Annotated in this window: 16 protein-coding genes; 10 read left to right on the forward strand and 6 right to left on the reverse strand. The window is 66.0% G+C overall.

The window, feature by feature from the left end:
• The first annotated feature begins 247 nt into the window (after nucleotides 1-247).
• From CI41S_RS13295 to CI41S_RS13335, 9 genes are all read left to right on the forward strand, one after another.
• On the forward strand, nucleotides 248-460 hold the full coding sequence (locus CI41S_RS13295; protein ID WP_139859508.1) for a hypothetical protein: 213 nt from the start codon (nucleotides 248-250) through the stop codon (nucleotides 458-460).
• A 169-nt stretch (nucleotides 461-629) separates the two neighbouring features.
• Nucleotides 630-1,265, forward strand: a complete 636-nt coding sequence (locus tag CI41S_RS13300) for an HD domain-containing protein (RefSeq protein WP_139859510.1) — start codon at nucleotides 630-632, stop codon at nucleotides 1,263-1,265.
• 133 nt (nucleotides 1,266-1,398) lie between these two features.
• On the forward strand, nucleotides 1,399-2,490 hold the full coding sequence (locus CI41S_RS13305; protein WP_139859512.1) for a mandelate racemase/muconate lactonizing enzyme family protein: 1,092 nt from the start codon (nucleotides 1,399-1,401) through the stop codon (nucleotides 2,488-2,490).
• 302 nt (nucleotides 2,491-2,792) lie between these two features.
• Nucleotides 2,793-4,211, forward strand: coding sequence for a M20 family metallopeptidase (locus CI41S_RS13310; protein WP_139859514.1), 1,419 nt, complete (start codon nucleotides 2,793-2,795; stop codon nucleotides 4,209-4,211).
• Between the two features lie 312 nt (nucleotides 4,212-4,523).
• On the forward strand, nucleotides 4,524-6,314 hold the full coding sequence (locus CI41S_RS13315) for a peptide ABC transporter substrate-binding protein (RefSeq protein ID WP_139859516.1): 1,791 nt from the start codon (nucleotides 4,524-4,526) through the stop codon (nucleotides 6,312-6,314).
• A gap of 243 nt (nucleotides 6,315-6,557) precedes the next feature.
• Complete coding sequence (locus CI41S_RS13320) at nucleotides 6,558-7,517, forward strand: ABC transporter permease (RefSeq protein WP_139859519.1); 960 nt, start codon at nucleotides 6,558-6,560, stop codon at nucleotides 7,515-7,517.
• Entirely contained in the window at nucleotides 7,483-8,406 is a 924-nt protein-coding gene (locus CI41S_RS13325) for an ABC transporter permease (protein ID WP_139859521.1), read from the forward strand. Before CI41S_RS13320 ends, CI41S_RS13325 begins: the two co-directional genes overlap by 35 nt.
• Nucleotides 8,403-9,383 (forward strand): ABC transporter ATP-binding protein, encoded by a 981-nt coding sequence (locus CI41S_RS13330; RefSeq protein ID WP_139859523.1) that lies wholly within the window; start codon nucleotides 8,403-8,405, stop codon nucleotides 9,381-9,383. Before CI41S_RS13325 ends, CI41S_RS13330 begins: the two co-directional genes overlap by 4 nt.
• A complete protein-coding gene (locus tag CI41S_RS13335) occupies nucleotides 9,380-10,348 on the forward strand; it encodes an ABC transporter ATP-binding protein (protein WP_139859525.1) in 969 nt (322 codons plus the stop codon). The genes CI41S_RS13330 and CI41S_RS13335 overlap by 4 nt, the downstream gene beginning before the upstream one ends.
• 440 nt (nucleotides 10,349-10,788) lie before the next feature.
• On the opposite strand, the gene CI41S_RS13340 is transcribed toward CI41S_RS13335, so the two are convergent.
• Nucleotides 10,789-11,757, reverse strand: a complete 969-nt coding sequence (locus tag CI41S_RS13340) for a LysR family transcriptional regulator (RefSeq protein WP_139859527.1) — start codon at nucleotides 11,755-11,757, stop codon at nucleotides 10,789-10,791.
• Nucleotides 11,758-11,857: 100 nt separating this feature from the next.
• Between CI41S_RS13340 and bla the strand changes: the two genes are divergently transcribed.
• Nucleotides 11,858-12,757: a class A beta-lactamase gene (gene bla / locus CI41S_RS13345; RefSeq protein ID WP_139859529.1), complete on the forward strand. Its 900-nt coding sequence runs from the start codon at nucleotides 11,858-11,860 to the stop codon at nucleotides 12,755-12,757.
• A 277-nt stretch (nucleotides 12,758-13,034) separates the two neighbouring features.
• Here the strand turns inward: bla and CI41S_RS13350 are convergent, their stop codons facing one another.
• Genes CI41S_RS13350 through CI41S_RS13370 form a run of 5 tightly spaced genes read right to left on the reverse strand, consistent with a single transcriptional unit; the run spans nucleotide 13,035 to nucleotide 18,475 of the window.
• Nucleotides 13,035-14,531 (reverse strand): ABC transporter substrate-binding protein, encoded by a 1,497-nt coding sequence (locus tag CI41S_RS13350; protein ID WP_139859531.1) that lies wholly within the window; start codon nucleotides 14,529-14,531, stop codon nucleotides 13,035-13,037.
• Nucleotides 14,532-14,587: 56 nt separating this feature from the next.
• Nucleotides 14,588-15,616: an ABC transporter ATP-binding protein gene (locus tag CI41S_RS13355; protein ID WP_139859906.1), complete on the reverse strand. Its 1,029-nt coding sequence runs from the start codon at nucleotides 15,614-15,616 to the stop codon at nucleotides 14,588-14,590.
• A 2-nt stretch (nucleotides 15,617-15,618) separates the two neighbouring features.
• A complete protein-coding gene (locus CI41S_RS13360) occupies nucleotides 15,619-16,629 on the reverse strand; it encodes an ABC transporter ATP-binding protein (RefSeq protein ID WP_139859533.1) in 1,011 nt (336 codons plus the stop codon).
• A 2-nt stretch (nucleotides 16,630-16,631) separates the two neighbouring features.
• A complete protein-coding gene (locus CI41S_RS13365; RefSeq protein ID WP_139859535.1) occupies nucleotides 16,632-17,528 on the reverse strand; it encodes an ABC transporter permease in 897 nt (298 codons plus the stop codon).
• Nucleotides 17,525-18,475 (reverse strand): ABC transporter permease, encoded by a 951-nt coding sequence (locus CI41S_RS13370; protein ID WP_139482158.1) that lies wholly within the window; start codon nucleotides 18,473-18,475, stop codon nucleotides 17,525-17,527. The genes CI41S_RS13365 and CI41S_RS13370 overlap by 4 nt, the downstream gene beginning before the upstream one ends.
• Nucleotides 18,476-18,530: the final 55 nt, after the last annotated feature.

Genomic DNA, 18,530 nt, shown 5'->3' on the forward strand with positions numbered 1-18,530 from the left:
CGTACTGGATCGCCCGGTCAAGCCGGGCGATGACAACGGTAGATGAGGACAAAGCTTAACAAGCTCTCAGGATGACGGGCAGAGAAGAGCGCCCCCGATTCGCATGTCAAACACCTTGCTCGGTGTCGTCCCCGCAAAATTCCGTCACGCGGCACCGGGCGTTAGACCAATTGCGTAAGTAGTCGTCCGGATACCCGACGGGTTCCCGATCTGGCTATGCAGCCTTCAGCCAACAAAAAGAAACGGCATGAAGAAGCTGATCGATCGCCATCGGGACATCCAGTACACGGTCACCAACATCGAACCGGATCTCTGGAGCTGGTCATTCGAAATCAACGGCAAGATCAAGCGCGGCACCACCCGTGCGCGGCTTGATCTGCTGGCGCAGCGGAGGGTCTGCACCATCATCGACCGCGAGCTGAAAAGCCTCGCGCGCAGCAAGCCGCGCGAGCCCGACTGAGCGCGATCTGCATCGGCCTCAATACCTTGCTGCAGGATATTCATCGCGCAAGGCACTTCCTGTTCAAGGTTCGCGATTTTATCTTGGTCGAGGACGATCCACAGCCAGCGCATCGATTGCGAAACTGTCGGCCGCGTCCAGCGGACACGCGAAGACCAGGAGCACTGCAATGGCCGAGATTTCCGGCATCGTGATTCCCGACAGCAAGATCGCCCGCGAGGCCGCCGAGCTGGTGCGGCAGCACGAATCCGAGATGCTGTTCAACCATTCGGTTCGGGTGTTCGCGTTCGGCGCGCTGAAGGGCATCCGGCAGAAGCTGAAGTTCGACGCCGAGCTGCTCTATGTCGCAGCGCTGTTTCATGACCTCGGCCTCGCCGACGCCTTCCATACCGAAACAAAGCGCTTTGAAGTCGACGGCGCCGACGCGGCGCGCGCCTTTCTCAGGAGCCACGGCATCCCCGAGCCGCAAGCGGACCTGGTGTGGGAAGCGATCGCCCTGCACACCACGCCCGGCATCCCGCAATACATGCGGCCGGAGATCGCGCTCACCAATGCGGGCGTGCTGGTCGATGTCGTCGGGATCGGTTACGATGACTACACACCGGAGCAGCGCGATCAGGTCGTCGCCGCCTTTCCCCGCGGCGATTTCAAGAATGAGTTCATCCAGGTTCAAACCTGCTCGGCACTGAAGAAACCGCAGACCACGTTCGGCACGGTCAACTTCGACTTCATCCAGGAGCACGACCACACATTCCACAAGCCGAACGCCTGCACGCGAATCCGCAATACGCCCTGGCAGAGCTGAGCACACGCGACAACGCTGGCATCATTTGATATGGCTAGCCGCTCAAGGCAGGCATTCAGCCGCTGACGGTTGCAGCCGGCGGCGGCTTTTGGGATCGTGCGTATCGCGCTGCAACTATCAGGGAGGTCCCGACATGGCCATCCTCAAGGACTTCACGATCGGCTTCTACAAGATCCCGCTTCCGGTGGTGCTGAGCGACAGCACGCATGGCGAGATCACGGCGTTCGAGCTGATCACGATCCGTGCCCGCGATGCCGACGGTGCCGTGGGAACCGGCTACACCTACACGGTCGGCCGCAACGGCGGCGCCGTCGCGGATATTCTGAGCCGCGAAATCGGCGAGGTCGCGCTTGAGATGGAAGCCGACGACACCGAGCAGCTCTGGCACAAAGTGTGGTGGGCGCTGCACTATGGCGGCCGCGGCGGGCCGGCGGTGCTGGCGCTCTCGGCGCTCGACATCGCGCTGTGGGACCTGAAGGCGCGGCGCGCATCGTTGCCGCTGTGGCGGCTGCTCGGCGGCTTCGATCGCCGCGTGCCCTGCTATGCCGGCGGCATCGATCTCGATCTGCCGCTGGACGGGCTGCTCAAGCAGACCGACGACAACCTCGGCAAGGGATTTCGCGCCATCAAAATGAAGGTCGGCCGCCCCAGCCTCGCGGCCGACGTGGCGCGCGTCAAGGCGATGCGCGGCCATCTCGGCGACGAGTTTCCATTGATGGCCGACGCCAACATGAAGTGGACCGTCGAGGAGGCGATCCGCGCCGCGCGCGCGCTGCTGCCGTTCGACCTGACCTGGCTGGAGGAGCCGACCATTCCCGACGATGTCGAGGGCCATGCCCGCATCCTCAGGGCGGGCGGCGTGCCGATCGCGGCCGGCGAGAACCTGCGCAGCCTGTGGGAGTTCAAGCCGTACATCGCCGGCGGCGCGCTGTCCTATGCCGAGCCCGATGTCACCAATTGCGGCGGCGTCACCAGCTTCATGAAAATCGCCCGCCTCGCCGAGGCGTTCAACATCCCCGTCACCAGCCATGGCGCGCACGATATCACCGTGCATCTGTTAGCGGCCTGCCCGAACCGCTCCTATCTCGAGGCGCACGGTTTTGGGCTCGACCGCTATATCGAACATCCGCTGGTGCTGGAACAGGGCATGGCGATCGCGCCGGATCGCCATGGGCACGGCGTCGCGTTCGACTGGAAGGGGTTGGACAAGCTCAGCGCGCGCTGAGTTTGTAGTGCATCGATTTGTCCGCGCATTCCGTTCACCTCTCCCCGACGGGGAGAGGTCGATTTGCGCAGCAAATCGGGTGAGGGGCCGCAGCTCCAACGAGAGACCGTAGCCCCTCACCGGGCGCTGCGCGCCGACCTCTCCCAAGGGAGAGGTGGACTAGTGCTGCGGCACCGACCGGATCTCAAGATGTTTCCAGATGTGGCGCTGCGGGAATGCTGCCCTGCCGCTAAGTGCTAGGCGCGCTGATGCCAAGCTGCTAGCGTCCGGCGCTTCAGATTGCCTTGCAAGGACCGGAGCAAATGGATAACCGTAGTGATGTTTGGCGCGGCGTCGACACCATCAAGCCGCGATTCATCGAGCTGAGCGACCGCGTGTGGGCGATGCCCGAGGTCTGCTACACCGAAGCGCGCTCATGCGCCGAACATCTGGCCGAGCTGCGCCATCAGGGCTTTCGCATCACGGAAAACGTCGCCGGGATTCCGACCGCGGTGATCGGCGAATGGGGCGAAGGCGGCCCTGTGATCGCCTTCATGGGCGAATACGATGCCCTGCCCGGCCTCAGCCAGGAGGCCGGTGTCGCCGAGCATCGCCCGGTCGAGAGCGGCGGCCATGGCCATGGCTGCGGGCACAATCTGCTCGGCTCCTCGGCACTGCTCGCCGCCACCGCGGTGAAGGACTGGCTCGCCGAGAACAAGGTGCCGGGGCGCGTGCGCTATTACGGCTGTCCCGCCGAGGAAGGCGGCGCGGCCAAGGCCTTCATGGTGCGCTCCGGCGCATTCGCGGACGCCGATATCGCCATCACCTGGCACCCGCACAGCTTCTGGGAAGTCGCGGTGACGCCGTCGCTCGCCAACACCCGCGCCGATTTCAGCTTCACCGGGCGCACCTCGCACGCCTCGGCCTCGCCGCATCTCGGCCGCAGCGCGCTCGACGCGGTGGAATTGATGAATGTCGGCGTCAACTACATGCGCGAGCACATGCCGAGCGACGCGCGCGTGCACTACGCGCTGCTCGACACCGGCGGGATTGCGCCGAACGTGGTGCAGGCCCATGCCAGGGTGCGCTATTCGATCCGCGCCCGCGACCTGCCCGGCATGAACGAATTGGTCGAGCGCGTGCACAAGATCGCGCAGGGCGCGGCGCTGATGACCGAGACCAAGGTCGAGATGAAGATCATCTCCGCAGTCTCCAACATCCTGCCCAACACGCCGCTGGAGCAGGAGCTGCACCGCATCATGGAGGAGCTCGGCCCGCCGCATTTCGACGATGCCGACAAGGATTTCGCCGGCAAGATCCGCGCGACCCTGACCGACAAGGACATCGCCTCGGTGTATTACGCGATCGGCATGGAGCCGACCGACCGGCCGCTCGCCGACTTCCTGGTGCCGATCGACGCCAAGCGCAATCCGCTGATCGGCTCGACCGACGTCGGCGACGTCAGCTGGGTGGTGCCGACGGTGCAGGTCCATGCACCGACGGTTGCGATCGGCACCCCGTTCCACACCTGGCAGGTGGTGGCGCAGGGCAAGACCCCGGCGGCGCACAAGGCTATGGTGCAGGCCGCGAAGGCGATGGCCGGGCTCGGCGTCAGGGCATTGCTGGATCCCAAGCTGATCGAGGCCGCCAAGGCCGACCTGACCAGGCGGACCGCCCGCACCCCCTATGTCAGCCCGCTGCCGGCGCATGTTGCACCGCCGTTGACAATGTCGGTGGCGTAACGCCGCAGTTTGCCGCGCCCGGCCCGCCGCTTCGGCGAGGCCCGGGCGCGAGAGAAAAAACCGCCTCGGAACAAAGGATAACGAACAAATTTTCCGCAAGTCCGAGGCGCGGAGGGACGGACTTTGGCGCCCGATTGCCGAAGCCGTGTGCGGTCGCGAAAGATTCTGCCCAAGCGATAGCCAAAAGACCTAGGACCTGTGGCGCTGGAGACGTTGACCTTCGCGGTCATTCGGTGTGCCATCCTGCCGCCAAATACCCGGCGGCCCGCTTGTCGTGGCCAGCCGCAATAACCGGAACCGGACGAGGGGACTATGTTCGACAAAGACCTGCGAACCATGATCGACGACGTGAAGGACGGCCGGATGAACCGCCGTGCCTTCGTGCAGCGGATGATCGCCGTCGGCCTCACGGCGCCGATGGCCAACCAGATTCTCGCCATCGGCGGCGTCGCGATGGCGCAGAGCCCCAATCCCTACAAGCCGACCAAGCGCGGCGGCGGCGGTCCGCTGAAACTGCTGTGGTGGCAGGGCGCGACCCTGCTCAACCCGCATTTCGCCACCGGCACCAAGGACCAGGACGGCTCGCGCATCTTCTACGAACCGCTCGCGAGCTGGGACGCCGACGGCCATCTCAACCCGATCCTTGCCGCGGAAATTCCCTCAATCCAGAACGGCGGGCTCTCCGCCGACGCCAAATCGGTGACCTGGAAACTCAAGCCCGGCGTGAAATGGCACGACGGCAAACCGGTTACAGCCGACGACCTGGTGTTCAACTGGGAATACGCCACCGATCCCGCGACCGCGGCGGTCTCGAGCGGCACCTACGCCGACATGACCGTCGAGAAGGTCAACGACCTCACCATTCGCATCACCTTCAAGCAGCCGACCCCGTTCTGGGCCAACGCCTTTGTCGGCGCCTATGGCTGCATCATCCCAAAACACCTGTTCGCGGAGTACAAGGGCGGCAAGTCGCGCGAGGCGCCGAACAATCTGAAGCCGGTCGGCACCGGGCCCTACAAGTTCGTCGAGTTCAAGCCGGGCGACCTGATCCGCGGCGAGATCAATCCCGACTACCACATGGCGAACCGGCCCCATTTCGACACCATCGAGATGAAGGGCGGCGGCGACGCAGTCTCGGCGGCGCGCGCGGTGATCCAGACCGGCGAATATGATTTCGCCTGGAACATCCAGGTCGAGGACGAGGTGCTGCTGCGGCTCGAGAAGGGCGGCAAGGGCAAGACGCTCTATGCGGTCGGCGGCGACATCGAGTTCATCGCCCTCAACTTCACCGACCCGAACACCGAGGTCGACGGCGAACGTTCCTCGATGAAGACCAAGCATCCGATCCTGTCCGACGCCCGCGTGCGCAAGGCCTTGGCGCTGCTGGTCGACCGCGAGTCCGTCAAGAAGGTGATCTACGGCCGCGCCGGCCGCACCACGTCCAACTATCTCAATGGTCCGGAAGAATTCGTCTCCAAGAACACCAAATGGGAATTCTCGATCGAGAAGGCGAGCGCGCTGCTCGACGAGGCCGGCTGGAAGATCGGCGGGGACGGCATCCGCGAGAAGGACGGCAAGAAGCTGAAGCTGCTCTACCAGACCTCGATCAACGGGCCGCGCCAGAAGACCCAGGCGATCGTCAAGCAGGCCTGCCAGAAGGCCGGCATCGACGTCGAGCTGAAATCGGTGGTGGCCTCGGTGTTCTTCTCCTCCGACGTCGCCAATCCCGACACCTATGCGAAATTCTACGCCGACATCGAGATGTTCCAGATCCCGATGACGCAGCCCGATCCGGCGCTGCACATGCGCCGCTATCACTCGCGCGAGGTCGCCACCAAGGACAACAAGTGGCAGGGCCGCAACTTCCCGCGCTGGGTCAACAAGGATTTCGACGCCGCGGTCGATGCGGCGGATACCGAGACTGATCCGATCAAGCGGGCCGACCTCTACGTCAAGAGCAACGACCTGATGTGGCAGGACACGGTGGTGATCCCGGTGATGCATCGCGCCGCGGTAGAGGCCTGCACCAACTCGCTGCGGCCGGCGCTCTCCGGCTGGGCCAACCAGACCGACAATCTGCAGGACTGGTACCGGGAAGCCTGAGCACCGGCCCGGAAATTGCTTCCTCTCTCCCTGTCCTTGCGGGGAGAGAGTCGGGATGAGGGGCTTTATCAGCGAATGCGGTGGACGGTGAGTTCGTGGAGAATCCCCCTCACCCGGAATTCAAGCGGTGCTTGAATTCCGACCTCTCCCCGCAAGCGGGGCGAGGTGAAGTTCGAGCTCGCCTGTCGACTGGAAGCAAAATCATCGTGCCCTATGTGCGAGCGTTAGTTAGATGATCTCCCCATGAGTCAGTATGTCCTGCGTCGCCTGATGATCGCGATCCCGAGCCTGCTCGGGATCTCGCTCGTGCTGTTCATCGTGCTGGCGCTGGCGCCGGGCGATCCGTTCGGCGAGCTCGCGACCAATCCCAACGTGCCGCCCGAGGTGCAGGCGGCGCTGCGCGCCAAGTTCGGCCTCGACGACCCGATCTATCTCCGCTATCTGCACTGGCTCGCGGCGATGGCGCAGGGCGACTGGGGCTTCTCCTTCGTCAGCCGCATGAATGTCGACACGCTGATCCTGCAGCGGCTGCCGACCACGCTCTACGTGATCGGCTCAGCGCAGCTTTTGGCGCTGGCGATCGCCATTCCGGTCGGCGTCTACGCCGCCACCCGGCCCTACTCGATCTTCGACCAGATCGCCAACACCTTCGCCTTCATCGGATTCTCGCTGCCGACCTTCTTCACCGGCATCCTGTTCATTCTGATCTTCTCGGTGAAGCTCGACTGGCTGCCGTTCGTCTATTCGACCGACATCAAGGCCACCGGCATTCCCTGGGTGCTGGAGATGATCCGCCAGGCGATCATGCCGGTGATGGTGCTCGGCCTGTTCCAGGCGGCGTCGATGACCCGCTTCGTGCGCTCGGCGATGCTCGACGTGATCCGTCTCGACTATGTCACCACCGCCCGCGCCAAGGGGCTCGGCCAGGCCAAGGTGATCGTCAAGCATGTGATGCGCAACGCGATGATCCCGGTGGTCACGCTGATCGCGCTGCAGATGCCCGCGGTGTTCGGCGGCGCCATCGTCACCGAGCAGATCTTCCGGATTCCCGGCATCGGCTCGCTCCTGATCTCTTCCATCCTCGCCAATGACACGCCGGTCGTGATGGCCGTGACCTTCGTCTTCGCGTGTCTCGTGGTGCTGTTCAACCTGATTGCAGACGTGCTCTATGGCTGGCTTGACCCTCGCATCTCCTTCCGCTGAACCGCAGCGGCGCGGCTACTCGCCCTGGCGCGAGACCTGGCGGCGCTACCGCCGGCACAGACCGGCCGTGGTCAGTGCCGTGCTGCTGCTGCTCTTGATCGCAGCCGTCGTACTCGGCCCGTTCGCCTGGCGCGTCTCGATCAGCGACATGGACGTCGTCGCGGGCCTGCAGGGGCCGTCGCTGGCGCATCCGTTCGGCACCGACGATCTCGGCCAGGATATTTTGGCCCGCATGATCTATGGCGGCCGGATCTCGCTCGCGGTCGGGCTCGCCGCGATGCTGGTCTCGGTGTTCGTCGGCACCCTGATCGGCGCGCTGGCCGGCATGTCGCGCGGCGCGCTCGGCTACGCGCTGATGTGGCTGACCGACCTGTTCCTGTCGCTACCGCAGTTGCCGCTGCTGTTGATGCTGATCTATCTGTTCCGCGACGGGCTGAAGGCGGTGTTCGGCCCGGAGGGCGGCATCTTCATCCTGATCGTGCTCGTGATCGGCGGGCTGCGCTGGATGCCGGTGGCGCGGCTGGTGCGCGCCCAGTTCCTGTCGCTGCGCGAGAAGGAATTCGTCGAAGCGGCGCGCGCGCTCGGCGCGAGCCCGGTGCGGCAGGTGGTGCGCCACATCCTGCCCAACGCGCTCGGACCGGTGATCATCGCCGGCACCATCGACGTCGCGGCGGCGATCATCGCAGAATCGACGCTGTCGTTCCTCGGCCTCGGCTTCCCGCCTGATACCCCCACATGGGGCCGCATCCTTTATGACGCCAAGGATTTTCTCGACATCGGCCCGCACTGGGCGCTATTCCCCGGCGGCGCGATCTTCATCGCCGTGGTCGCCATCAACTTCATCGGCGACGGGCTGCGCGACGCGCTCGACGCGCGCAAGGTGATTTGATGGCGCTGCTCGACATCAAGGGCCTGAAAACCCATTTCACCACCGACGCCGGCATCCTGCAGGCGGTCGACGGCGTCGACATCTCGATCAATCGCGGCGAGACGCTGTGCGTGGTCGGCGAATCCGGCTGCGGCAAGACCGTCACCGCGATGTCGATCCTAAAGCTGATCGCGATGCCGCCGGGCAAGATCGTCGCCGGCGAGATCATGTTCGAGGGCCGCGACCTGGTGCCGCTGACCTCTCACGAGCTCGACGACATCAGGGCCAAGGAGATCGGCTTCATCTTCCAGGAGCCGATGACCTCGCTCAATCCGGTGTTGACGATCGGCGAGCAGATCGCCGAGAGCCTGCGCCGCCACGAGGCGGTGACCAAGAAGCAGGCGCTCGAGCGCACCGTCGACATGCTGAAGCTGGTGCAGATTCCCAACGCCGCGGGCCGCGTGCACCACTATCCGCACCAGTTCTCCGGCGGCATGCGCCAGCGCGTGATGATCGCGATGGCGCTGGCGTGCCGGCCCAAGCTGGTGATCGCGGACGAGCCGACCACCGCGCTCGACGTCACCATCCAGGCGCAGATCCTCGACCTCTTGCAGGACATGAAGGAACGCTTCGGCATGGCGGTGATGCTGATCACGCACGCGATGGGCGTGGTCGCCGAGACCGCGCAGCGCGTCGTCGTGATGTATGCCGGCAAGGTGGTGGAGGAAGCGCCGGTCGACGAATTGTTCGGCAACCCGCGGCATCCCTACACGCAAGGGCTGATCCGCTCGATCCCGCGCATCGATCTCGACGCCGCGCACAAGACGCGGCTGGAGGCGATCGGCGGCTCGGTGCCGATCCTGATCAACCCGACACCAGGCTGCCGCTTTGCGCCGCGCTGCAAATACGCCATGAGCATCTGCACCGAGCGGGAGCCGCGGCTGCGCGAGATCGCACCCGGCCATCGCATGGCCTGCCACCTCGGAGACGCGTCATGAGCGAGCCGCTGCTGCGCGTCAGCAATCTGAAGAAGCATTTTCCGGTGCTGGGCGGGCTGTTGTCGCGCGAGATCGGCCAGGTCTATGCGGTCGACGGCGTCTCGTTCACGGTTGGCCGCGGCGAGACGCTGGGGCTGGTCGGCGAATCCGGTTGCGGCAAGTCGACCACCGGCCGCTGCGTGCTCCGCCTGATCGAGCCGACCTCGGGCGAGGTGGTGTTCGACGGCCAGAGCGTGATGGGCCTCGGCGGCGGCGATCTGCGCGCCATGCGGCGCAACATGCAGCTCGTGTTCCAGGATCCGTTCGCCTCGCTCAACCCGCGCATGACGGTCGGCGCGATCCTCGCCGAGCCCTTCATCATCCACGGCACCGTCACCTCCCCCAGCGAGCGCGAGGACCGCGTCGCGAGCCTGCTGGTCAAGGTCGGGCTGAAGGCCGAGCACATGCGCCGCTATCCGCATGAATTCTCCGGCGGCCAGCGCCAGCGCATCGCGATCGCCCGCGCGCTGACCCTCGAGCCGAAGCTGATCGTCTGCGACGAGCCGGTCTCCGCGCTCGACGTCTCGATCCAGGCCCAGGTGATCAACCTCCTGGAGGACCTGCAGGCCGAGCTGAACCTGACCTATCTGTTCGTCGCCCACGATCTCTCGGTCGTGGAGCACATCTCCGACCGTGTCGCAGTGATGTATCTCGGCCGCATCGTCGAGCTCGCCAAGGCGAGCGACCTCTACCGCAACCCGCAGCATCCCTACACCCGCGCGCTGCTCTCGGCGGTGCCGGTGCCGGACCCGAAGGCCAAACGCGAGCGCATCCGCCTGAAGGGCGACGTGCCGAGCCCGATGAATCCGCCGAAGGGCTGCCATTTCCACACCCGGTGCCCGATCGCCGAGGAGCGCTGCAAGCAGACCTCGCCGGAACTGCGGGAGGGCAGCAACGGGCATTTTGTGGCGTGTCATCTGGCGTAGCCGGCCAACGCCGCTTCCGCGGGCTCACGTCGCCGGGCGCGCCGCCAAATATCGAAAAAAACAACCCCATGCAAAGTAGCCGGCAGGCGGCGGCCGGCGCCCGACCGGGCACTTGACACGTCGGGCAACTCACCATTATCCTTCTAAAATCCCGAAATCACGAGCTCGTAGCCCGGATGCAGCGCAGCGCAATCCGGGAATCTTGCCGCGGATGCTGACCCCGGATTTCGCAGCGCTGCATCCGGGCTACGTGGGTTATCCCTCACCGTCACCCTGAGGCGGCCGCTTCTTCAGCGGCCCTCGAAGGGTCGACGGCCCGGCTTTTTCCACGAATGTATTGAGACATCGGGGCCGTGCATCCTTCGAGGCTCGCCCAGCGGCGCAATTGCGCCGCAAGGCTCGCACCTCAGGATGACGGGGTGGGCTCGAAGACGCTTGGACTAACGCCGCCGCTTCCTTGCGACCTTCATCTTGCCCTTTGCCTTGGCTTTCGATTTCAGCCGCGGAGCAGGCGCGGCCTCCGCCCGCTCCACCTCGCTCGCATCCGCACGCAGCGTCTCCAGCAGCCAATCGCGGAAGGCGCGCATGCCTGGCGTGGTGTCCTTCGACTTCAGCCAGCTCAGCCAGTACGAGCCGGCCGGAACCTCAGCCGCGAACGGCCGGGCCAGCCGGCCGGTGACGAGCTCGTTCTCAAACATCGCCACCGGCACGAGGCCGACGCCGACGCCGCGCGCGGCGGCTTCGGCCATCGCGACCGAACTGTCGAAGATCGGCCCCTGGATTTTTGGGCACGGGGCGCCGGCAACTGCAAACCACAGCGGCCATTCCTCGGCGCGGTAGGAGCGCAGCAGAAACTCCTGCGCGAGATCGGACGGCTTGCGCAGCCGCTCGGCGATGTCGGGGCGGCACACCGGCGACAGCGGCGCGGACAACAGATGGATCGCTTTGGTGCCGTGCCAGGAGCCGTCGCCGAAGCGCAGCGCGAGGTCGAGCCCGTCGCCGGCGATGTCGACGCGGTTGTTGTTGGTCAGCAGCCGCAGATCGATATAGGGATGCGCGCGCTTGAAGCGGTCGATCCGCTGCAGCAGCCAGCCGGTGGCAAAGGTCGCGACGCAGCCGACGGTGACGACCTCGCTTGTGCCCTTGGCCTCGATGCGGTCGATCGCCGCGCCGATCCGATCGAGCGCGTCGGTGAGCACGGGCAACAACGCGAGGCCCTCGTCGGTGAGCACCAGCCCGCGCGGCAGGCGGCGAAACAGCGACGCGCCCAGCGTGTCCTCGAGCTGCTTGACCTGATGGCTGATCGCGGTCTGCGTCACGCGCAGCTCCATCCCGGCGCGGGTGAAGCTGAGCAGTCGCGCCGAGGCCTCGAAGGCGCGCAACGCATTCAGCGGCAGATGGCGGCGCACGGGATCATGACCACATTTTTCTCATGCCTCGTTGTATAAATGATTGTTTGTCGATCGTCACGCCGCCCGGCAGGTTCGCGCCGCCAACGGAGAATCGGACATGCTGACGAGACGGACATTTGGAACGCGCACGCTGGGCCTTGCGATCGCCTTCGCGCTGCCGAGGCAAAGCGCGGCGGCGGACCGCAACGAGCTGACGCAGCGCCTGCAGCAGGCGTTTTCTCGCATCGAGCAGGGTACCGGCGGCCGGCTCGGCGTCGCCGCGCTCGACAGCGAAACCGGATTGCGCGCCGGCCTGCGCGGCGACGAACGCTTTCCGATGTGCAGCACCTTCAAGGCACTGGCCTCGGCCGCCGTGCTGCGCCGGGTCGACCGCGGCGAATCCAGCCTCGACCAGCGCGTTCGGTTCGAGGCCAAGGATATCTTGGCCAATTCCCCGGTCACCAAGGAGCACGTCGCATCGGGCATGACGCTGGCCGAGATCTGCGAGGCCGCCATCACCCGGAGCGACAACACCGCGGGCAACATGATCCTGCACGAGATCGGCGGGCCGGAAGGCTTGACCAGCTTCTTCCGCGCGATCGGCGACAATGTCAGCCGGCTCGACCGCTGGGAGCTGGCGCTGAACGAGGCCGTGCCCGGCGATCCGCGCGACACCACCAGCCCGACCGCGATGCTGAAGAATTTGCAGCGCGTGCTGCTCGGCGACGCCCTGTCGGCCACTTCACGCAAGACGCTGACCGACTGGATGGTCGCCAACAAGACCGGCGACGCGCGGCTGCGCGCCGGGGTCCCTGCGGATTGGCGGGTCGGCGACAAGACCGGCACCGGCGAACGCGGCACCTACAACGACATCGGCGTATTCTGGCCACCCGGCCGCAAGCCGATCGTGGTCACGGTGTATCTGACCGGCGCGACTGCGCCCGCGGACAAGTGCAACGAGGCGATCGCCAGCGTGGCGCGGGCGGTGGCCGGGGCGAGCGCGGGGCAGAGCGGGTAGTTTTGGCCGCGCGATGCGCCCTGTCGCCGTCATCCTGAGGTGCGAGCCTTGCGGCGCAATTGCGAGGATGAATCGGCCCGGCTGGTGGCCGTCGATCCTTCGAGGCTCGCAAGGGCTCGCACCTCCAGCGACAAAGGCGAAGCCTTTGCGCGGGGATGACGGGTCTATCCCCGTCATTGCGAGGCGCGTAGCGACGAAGCAATCCATTCGTCCGCATACGCGGTGACAATGGATTGCTTCGCTTCGCTCGCAATGACGTGGATAGAGTTTTAGTCACCTACTCCCACGACCACGCCGAAAAATCGTTTTCGAACTGCGGGACTTCCTTCCAGACGCCCTTCAGCTTCTTGGCTGAGATGGTGATCCATTGCGGCTGGAACAGGAAGCCGGCGACCGCGTCGGTGGCCAGCATGCGCTGGGCGTCGCCGAGCAGTTTGGCGCGGCCGGCTTCGTCCGGCGTCGACATGATCTGCTGGTAGAGCGCGTTGAAGGCCTCGGACTTGTAGCCGAGATAGTAGTCCGGCTCGGTCAGCTTGACGAGATCGAACGGCTCGACATGCGAGACGATGGTGAGGTCGAAATTATGCGGACCGTTGCCGGCAAATACCTGCGACAGCCACTGCGCCCATTCGACGTTCTCGATCCTGGCGGTGATGCCGATCTTGGCGAGTTGCGCCGCGAGGATCTCGCCGCCCTGCCGCGCATAGGGCGGCGGCGGCAGTTTCAGGCTCAGTTCGAGCGGCGTGGTGACGCCGGCCTCGGCCAGCAGCTTCTTGGCCTTCTCGGGATCGTAGGGGTTGATGCCGGTGGTATCGACATAGCCGAGCGAGCCCGGCGTGTAGAAGCTGCCGATCGGCGTGCCGAACCCGTCGACGGCGCCGTCGATCATCGCCTTGCGGTCGATCGCGGCGAGGATGGCGCGGCGGACCCGGACGTCATCAAGCGGCTTCTTGCGCTCGTTGATCCCGACGATGGTCTTCGCCTTGGAGCCGCCGACCATCACGGTGAAGCGCGGATCGGCCTTGAACTGCGCCAGGCTGCGCGCGGCGGCGACGCGCGGGAACGCGTCGACGTCGCCCGACAGCAGCGCTGCGACCTGCGCGGCGGGATCGCCGATGAAGCGGATCGTCACCTTGGAGAGCTTGATCGCGGCGGCGTTACGATACTCCGGCCATTTCGTCAGCGTGATCGATGAGCCCTTGGCCCAGGCGCCGAGCGTATACGGCCCGGTGCCGACCGGCTGCGTCACATCTGTCGGCGCGCTCTTCGGCTCGACGATCGAGCCCGACGCCTGCCCGATCAGGAACGGCAGGTTCGGCTCGGAGTATTTCAGCTTCACCACGATGGTCTCGGCATCGGGCGCGGTGACCGACTCGAACGCCTGGTACAGGCTCTTGTCCTTGTTGGTCGAGGTCGGCGCCGCGTTGCGCTCGTAGGAGAATTTCACCGCCGCGGAATCGAACGGCTCGCCGTTGTGGAATTTGACGCCCTTGCGGAGCTTGAAGGTGTAGGTCTTCAGGTCCGGCGAGGCCTGCCAGCTCTCGGCAAGCAGCGGCGACACCGAGCCGTCCTCGTTGATCTTGGTCAGCGTCTCATAGATGTTGTAGAGCGTCACCTCGGCGATCGCCGCAGCCGCCGCGTTGGTCGGATCGAGTCCCGGCGGCTCCAGCGTCATGCCCATCACGACGCTGTCCTTCTTGGACTGCGCAAGGCTCGGCAGCGGCGCCATGGCAAAGGCGGCGGCGACGGCGGCAATGGATAGTTTCTTCAGCATGTGTTCGTTCCCCCGGACCTCTTCTCTAATAGCTTAGGCCAATCCAGCACGGAACGCTAACCCGCCTCGGCCACCGCCGGCGGCAGCGCCATCACGGCTTCGGCGTGGTGGCAGGCGGCGAGATGGGCCGGCCCCACGCTGCGTAGCGCAGGCGCGGTCTCGCGACAATGCTGATCGGCCAGCGGGCAGCGCGGCGCATAGGGGCACCCTACCCCGGCCGACGATTGCGAGGCGACCAATTGGGCTCCGCGGCGCCGGCGCACCCTACCGGCACGGGCGCGCGGCACCGCATCCAGCAATGCGCGCGTGTAGGGATGCGCGCTGTGCGCGAACAGATCCTCCGGCCGCGCCTGCTCGACGATACGGCCGAGATACATCACCGCGATTTCGTCGCAGAGCAGGTCGACCACCGCGAGGTCATGGCTGATCAGGATGTAGCTCAGGGCGAACTGGTCCTGCAGGTCCTGCATCAGATTGAGCACCTGCGCCTGCACGGAGACGTCGAGCGCGGAGACCGGCTCGTCGGCGACGATCAGCTTTGGCTGGGTGATCAGCGCGCGCGCGATCGCGATGCGCTGGCGCTGGCCGCCGGAGAATTCGTGCGGAAACTTGTCCATGTCGGCATCGCGCAAGCCCACCTGGCGCAGCACCGTGGCGACGCGCTCGCGCAAGGCGGCGCGATCGATCCGCCCCAGCGCAGTCAGCGGCTCGGCGACAATCCGCGCGATGGTCTGCCGCGGGTCGAGCGAGCCATAGGGATCCTGGAACACCATCTGGAAATCGCGCCGGGCGCGGCGCAATTCATCCGAGGGGAGTTGATTGAGGTCGCGCCCGAGCAGCGAGACCGATCCCGACGACGGCCGCTCCAGCGCCATCACCAGCCGTGCGAAGGTCGATTTGCCCGAGCCGGACTCGCCGACGACGCCAAGGCTTCTGCCCGCCTTCACCTGCGCCGTGACGCCATTGAGCGCGTTCACCTGCGCCGGCGGCTTGAAGAGACTTTCGCGCGGCAGCGTGTAACGTTGCGCGAGATCCTTCACCTCGAGCAGCGGCGTCTCGCGCGCGGACGGAGCCTGGTCGAGCATGGTCATGCGCCGGCCCTCGGAGCTGATGCCATCGAGACATCGGTCCTGATGCAGCGCACGCCATGGCCGGCGCCGACATCGACGGCAGGAGGCAGTGCTGTGCGGCAGCGCTCCACGACGATGCCGCAGCGGTCGGCGAAGGTGCAGCCGGCCGGCAGGTCGGCCAGCTCCGGCACGGTGCCGGCGATGGTCGTCAGCCGCGTCCCCTTGCGCGCGCCGAGCTTTGGGCGGGCGCGGAACAGGCCCTGGGTATAGGGATGGCCCATCCGCGTGAACACGGCATTGGTCTCGCCGCTTTCGACCACCGTGCCGCCATACATCACCATCATGCGCTGCACGTTCTCGGCGATGACGCCGAGATCGTGCGAGATCAGGATCATCGACATGCCGCGCTCCTCGACCAGATCGGCGATCAGATCGAGGATCTGGCCCTGGATGGTGACGTCGAGCGCGGTGGTCGGCTCGTCGGCGATCAGCACGTCAGGCTGGCAGGCCAACGCCATCGCGATCGTGATGCGCTGGCGCTGGCCGCCGGAAAACTGATGCGGATAGGCATCGACGCGCCTCGCCGCATCCGGCAGGCCGACGCGGTCGAGCAAGGCAATCGCCTGCTTGCGCGCCTCGCCCGTCGCGCAGCCGGTGTGCCGGCGCAGCGGCTCGGCGACCTGCCGTCCGATCGTGTGCATCGGATTGAGCGCGGTCATCGGCTCCTGAAAGATCATGCTGATGCGGTTGCCGCGCAGCTTGCAGTAGCGCGCATCCAACAGGCCGACCAGTTCGCTGCCCTCGAGCCGGATGCTGCCGCTGACGACGGCGCTGTCCGGCAGCAGGCCCATCAGCGCCAGCGCGGTGACGGATTTGCCGCAGCCGGACTCGCCGACCAGCCCGAGCGTCTCGCCGCGGCGAAGTGAGAAGCTGACGCCGCGGACCGCCTGCGCCGGGCCGCGGCTGGTGTTGAGGCGGACGCCGAGGTCCTTGACCTCGATCAGTGGGGCGCTTGCTGAGCCGTTCATGCTCAACGCTCCCGTGCCAACCGCGGATCGAGCAGATCGCGCAGGCCGTCGCCGAGCAGATTGAGGCCGAGCACGGCGATCGCGATCGCGGCGCCCGGATAAACCGCCAGCATCGGCGACTGGAACAGCAGCGTCTGCGCGTCGTTCAGCATGCGGCCCCAGGACGGCTGCGGCGGCTGGGTGCCGAGGCCGAGATAGGACAGCGCCGCCTCGGCGAGGATCGCGAGCGCGAACTGGATGGTCGCCTGCACGATCAGGATCGACAGGATGTTCGGCAGCACGTGCTCGATGGTGATGCGGAACGTGCCCTTGCCGGCGGCGCGCGCGGCGAGCACGAATTCGCGGGCCCAGATCGCGTTGGCCGAGCCGCGGGTGACGCGGACGAAGGTCGGGATCTGAAAAATGCCGATCGCAGTGATCGAGGTCAGCATGCCCGGCCCCGCCACCGCCGCGAGCATGATCGCCGACAGCACGGCGGGAAAGGCGAAGGTGAAGTCGCTGAGGCGCATGATGAGCTCTTCGGTCCAGCCTTTTCGGGCCGCCGCGATCAGGCCGAGGCAGACGCCGAAGGTGAGGCCGATGCCGACGGCGATGACGCCGACCATGATGGTGGAGCGTGCGCCGACCAAGAGCAGCGAGACGATGTCGCGGCCGAGCACATCGGTGCCGAGCCAGTGCGCGGCCGAGGGCGGCCGGAGTTTCGATGCGATGTCGATGTCGTAGGCGGACCACGGCGTCCACAGCAGCGACAGCAGCGCCGAGCCGAGCACCAGCAGGCTCAGCGCTGCGCCAAGCACGAAGCTGCGATGGCGCAGCGCGCGCCGCCAGAAGCCAGTTGCCGGCCGCGCGCCGGGCGTGAGCGGCGGCGCATCGGCGGGAATGGTCAGCGGCGCGCTCACAGATTGGCCACCTTGATGCGCGGATCGATGAAGGCATAGAGCACATCGACCACGAAATTGACGATGACCACCATCGCCGCCAGCAGCATCACGCAGTTGCGCACCACGATCAGGTCGCGATTGGCGATCGACTGGAAGATCAGGCGGCCGAGGCCGGGCAGATAGAACACGTTCTCGATCACGATGGTGCCGGCGAGCAGATTGGCGAACTGCAGGCCCATCACGGTCATGACCGGGATCATGGCGTTGCGCAGCACGTGGCGCCACAGCACCTCGCGCTTGCCGAGCCCTTTTGCGCGCGCCGTGCGCACGAAATCTTCGCGCAGCACTTCCAGCACGGCCGAGCGGGTGACGCGGGCGAGGATCGCGGCCTGCACCACGGCGAGCGAGATTGCGGGCAGCAGCAACGACTTGATGCCGGGCCAGATGCCGTCGTCCCAGCCGGCAAAGCCGCCGGCGGCGAGCAGCTGCAGCTTCACCGCGAACAGCAGGATCAACAGGATCGCGAACCAGAAGTTCGGCAGCGCGATGCCGACTTGCGTCAGCGACATCACGCCGACGTCGCCGAACCTGTTGTGGTTGGCGGCGGTGTAGATGCCGGCGGTGAGCGCCAGCACCACCGTGATCAGCATCGACATGATCGCGAGCGGAATGGTCAGCACCAGCCGCTCGGCGATCAGGCCGGCCACCGGCGTGCCGTAGACATAGCTGTTGCCGAGGTCGCCGGACGCCATGCCCTTGATCCAGAGCAGATAGCGAACGGTGAGCGGCTGGTCGAGCCCGAGCTTGACGGTGAGCGCGCGCACCGCGTCCGGCGAGGCGTCGGCGCCCATCAGCATCTGCGCGGCATTGCCGGGCAGCGCGTCCAGCACGAGGAAAATGATCACCGAGGCGGCGAACAAGGTCGCCACCAGGGTCAAAATCCGCCGTAGCAGGAAGACGCTCATGCGCGCTCGGATTCAAAAAGCCTGGCCGCAGGTTTCAACATGTTCGCCTGCGAAT

It is taken from the genome of Bradyrhizobium ivorense (assembly GCF_900696085.1).
GTDB lineage: Bacteria > Pseudomonadota > Alphaproteobacteria > Rhizobiales > Xanthobacteraceae > Bradyrhizobium > Bradyrhizobium ivorense.

What these genes read in the sequence shown, in the direction of transcription:
- CI41S_RS13295 (WP_139859508.1), top strand. Translation starts at nt 248, where the DNA reads ATGAAGAAGCTGATCGATCGCCATCGGGACATCCAGTACACGGTCACC.
- CI41S_RS13350 (WP_139859531.1), bottom strand. Translation starts at nt 14,531, where the DNA reads ATGCTGAAGAAACTATCCATTGCCGCCGTCGCCGCCGCCTTTGCCATG.
- CI41S_RS13335 (WP_139859525.1), top strand. Translation starts at nt 9,380, where the DNA reads ATGAGCGAGCCGCTGCTGCGCGTCAGCAATCTGAAGAAGCATTTTCCG.
- CI41S_RS13355 (WP_139859906.1), bottom strand. Translation starts at nt 15,616, where the DNA reads ATGCTCGACCAGGCTCCGTCCGCGCGCGAGACGCCGCTGCTCGAGGTG.
- CI41S_RS13320 (WP_139859519.1), top strand. Translation starts at nt 6,558, where the DNA reads ATGAGTCAGTATGTCCTGCGTCGCCTGATGATCGCGATCCCGAGCCTG.
- CI41S_RS13370 (WP_139482158.1), bottom strand. Translation starts at nt 18,475, where the DNA reads ATGAGCGTCTTCCTGCTACGGCGGATTTTGACCCTGGTGGCGACCTTG.
- CI41S_RS13325 (WP_139859521.1), top strand. Translation starts at nt 7,483, where the DNA reads ATGGCTGGCTTGACCCTCGCATCTCCTTCCGCTGAACCGCAGCGGCGC.
- CI41S_RS13315 (WP_139859516.1), top strand. Translation starts at nt 4,524, where the DNA reads ATGTTCGACAAAGACCTGCGAACCATGATCGACGACGTGAAGGACGGC.
- CI41S_RS13360 (WP_139859533.1), bottom strand. Translation starts at nt 16,629, where the DNA reads ATGAACGGCTCAGCAAGCGCCCCACTGATCGAGGTCAAGGACCTCGGC.
- CI41S_RS13310 (WP_139859514.1), top strand. Translation starts at nt 2,793, where the DNA reads ATGGATAACCGTAGTGATGTTTGGCGCGGCGTCGACACCATCAAGCCG.
- CI41S_RS13305 (WP_139859512.1), top strand. Translation starts at nt 1,399, where the DNA reads ATGGCCATCCTCAAGGACTTCACGATCGGCTTCTACAAGATCCCGCTT.
- bla (WP_139859529.1), top strand. Translation starts at nt 11,858, where the DNA reads ATGCTGACGAGACGGACATTTGGAACGCGCACGCTGGGCCTTGCGATC.
- CI41S_RS13300 (WP_139859510.1), top strand. Translation starts at nt 630, where the DNA reads ATGGCCGAGATTTCCGGCATCGTGATTCCCGACAGCAAGATCGCCCGC.